This is a genomic window from Mycobacterium angelicum (assembly GCF_002086155.1).
Taxonomy (GTDB): Bacteria; Actinomycetota; Actinomycetes; order Mycobacteriales; family Mycobacteriaceae; genus Mycobacterium; species Mycobacterium angelicum.
In genome coordinates this window covers 1-2,118 of record NZ_MVHE01000170.1, presented here as the reverse complement: position 1 = coordinate 2,118, position 2,118 = coordinate 1, and the positions used below count along the sequence as shown (strand labels likewise).

Sequence of the window (2,118 nt, the reverse complement as noted above, 5' to 3'; positions counted from 1 at the left end):
GTATGTGGCCGGTGGGGGTTTGGGGTATGGGTATTGGGGTCGGGCGGGGTTGACGGGTTCGCGGTTTGTGGCGTGTCCGTTTGCGGTTGGACAACGCATGTATCGCACGGGGGATGTGGTGCGTTGGGGTGCTGGTGGGCAGTTGGAGTTTTTGGGGCGGGCCGATGAGCAGGTCAAGATTCGGGGGCATCGGGTTGAGCCGGGTGAGGTCAGCGCGGTGTTGGCGGGTGTGGAGGGTGTGGATCAGGCGGTGGTGATTGCGCGTGAGGACCGTCCGGGTGATCGGCGGTTGGTGGGGTATGTGACTGGTAGTGCGGATCCGGTGGCTGTGCGTGGGCAGCTGGGCGCCCAGCTGCCGCCGTATATGGTTCCCGCGGCGGTGGTGGTGTTGGCGCGGTTGCCGTTGACGCTCAACGGCAAGCTGGATGTTAAAGCGTTGCCGGTTCCGGAATACGGTGGCGTCGAGGCTTATCGGGCGCCGTCTACTCCGGTTGAGGAAATCGTGGCTGGGGTTTTTGCTGAGGTTTTGGGTGTGGAGCGGGTGGGGGTGGATGACTCGTTTTTTGATTTGGGTGGGGATTCGTTGTTGGCGATGCGGGTGGTCGCTGGGGTTAATGCGGCGTTGGGTGTTGGGCTGGGTGTGCGGGTGTTGTTTGATGCGCCGACGGTGGGTCAGTTGGTGGGTTGTGTGGGGGTGGGTGGTGGTGTGCGTGCGTCGGTGATGGCGGTGGATGAGCGTCCGGCGGTGGTTCCGTTGTCGTTTGCGCAGAGTCGGTTGTGGTTTGTTGATCAGCTCGAGGGGCCTAGCGCGGTTTACAACGTGCCGGTGGTGTGGCGGTTGGGTGGGGCGCTGGATGTTGTGGCGTTGGGTCAGGGGTTGGTGGATGTGGTGGGTCGTCATGAAAGTTTGCGCACGGTGTTTGTGGCGGTCGAGGGGGTGCCGCAGCAGGTGGTGGTGCCTGTGGAGCAGGTCGATGTGGGGTGGGGTGTGGTTGACGCGCGTGGGTGGTCTGGGGCGCGTTTGGAGGAGGCGTTGGCTGCCTCGGTGCGTTACACGTTTGATTTGGCTTCTGAGATCCCTTTTCGGGCGGAGCTTTTCGTTGTTGGTGAGCAGCAGCATGTGTTAGTGGTGACGATGCATCACATCGCTGCTGATGGTGTGTCGATGGGCCCGTTGGCCGCGGATTTGGGTGTGGCTTATGCCAGTCGGTGTGGCGGGCATGCGCCGCGGTGGGCGGGGTTGGCGGTGCAGTATGTCGATTACACGTTGTGGCAGCGTGAGCAGTTGGGTGATCTGGCCGATCCCGAGAGTGGTGTGGGTGCCCAGTTGCGGTATTGGCATGACGCGTTGGTCGGGATGGCTGAACGTCTGCCGTTGCCTACTGATCGGCCGTATCCGCCGGTGGCTGATTATCGGGGTGCCACTGTGGGCATTGAGTGGCCGGTGGATCTGCAGCAGCGGGTAGCGCGGGTGGCTCGTGAGCATCATGGGACTGCCTTCATGGTGGTTCAGGCGGCGTTGAGTGTGTTGTTGTCGAAGATCAGTGGCAGTTCTGATGTGGCGGTGGGGATCCCGGTCGCTGGCCGTGGTGATCCGGCGCTGGATGAGTTGGTGGGTTTTTTCGTCAACACGTTGGTGTTGCGGGTCGAGTTGGTGGGCGATCCGAGTTTTGCTGAGGTGTTGGCTCAGGTGCGGGCGCGCTGCGTGGCGGCTATTGAGCATCAGGATGTGCCGTTTGAGGCGGTGGTGGATCGGCTCAACCCGGCGCGGTCGTTGGCGCATCACCCGTTGGTCCAGGTGGGGTTGGCGTGGCAGAACACCGGCGTGGTTGTGCCGGTGCTGGGGGATTTGGATATCACCGCGGTGTCGATGCATACCCAGACCTCGCGTATGGACTTGACGTTTTCTCTGGCTGAACGTTTCACCGAGACCGGTGAGCCTGCCGGCATTGGTGGGGCGGTGGAGTATCGCAGCGATGTGTTCGATGAGGCCAGTATCTGCACGCTGATCGATCGGTTTGAGCGGGTATTGGTGGGGTTGGTTGAAGATCCGCAGGCGCGGGTGTCTTCGGTTGAGGTGGTTGATGAGGTTGAGGGTGCGCGGTTGGATGTGCTGGG

Annotated in this window: 1 protein-coding gene; it reads left to right on the top strand. The window is 62.2% G+C overall.

Features of this window, described 5'->3' with window-relative positions; all coding sequences use genetic code 11:
• A partial coding sequence (locus tag BST12_RS28755; protein WP_139802043.1) for a condensation domain-containing protein occupies nucleotides 1-2,118 on the top strand: 2,118 nt, incomplete at both ends.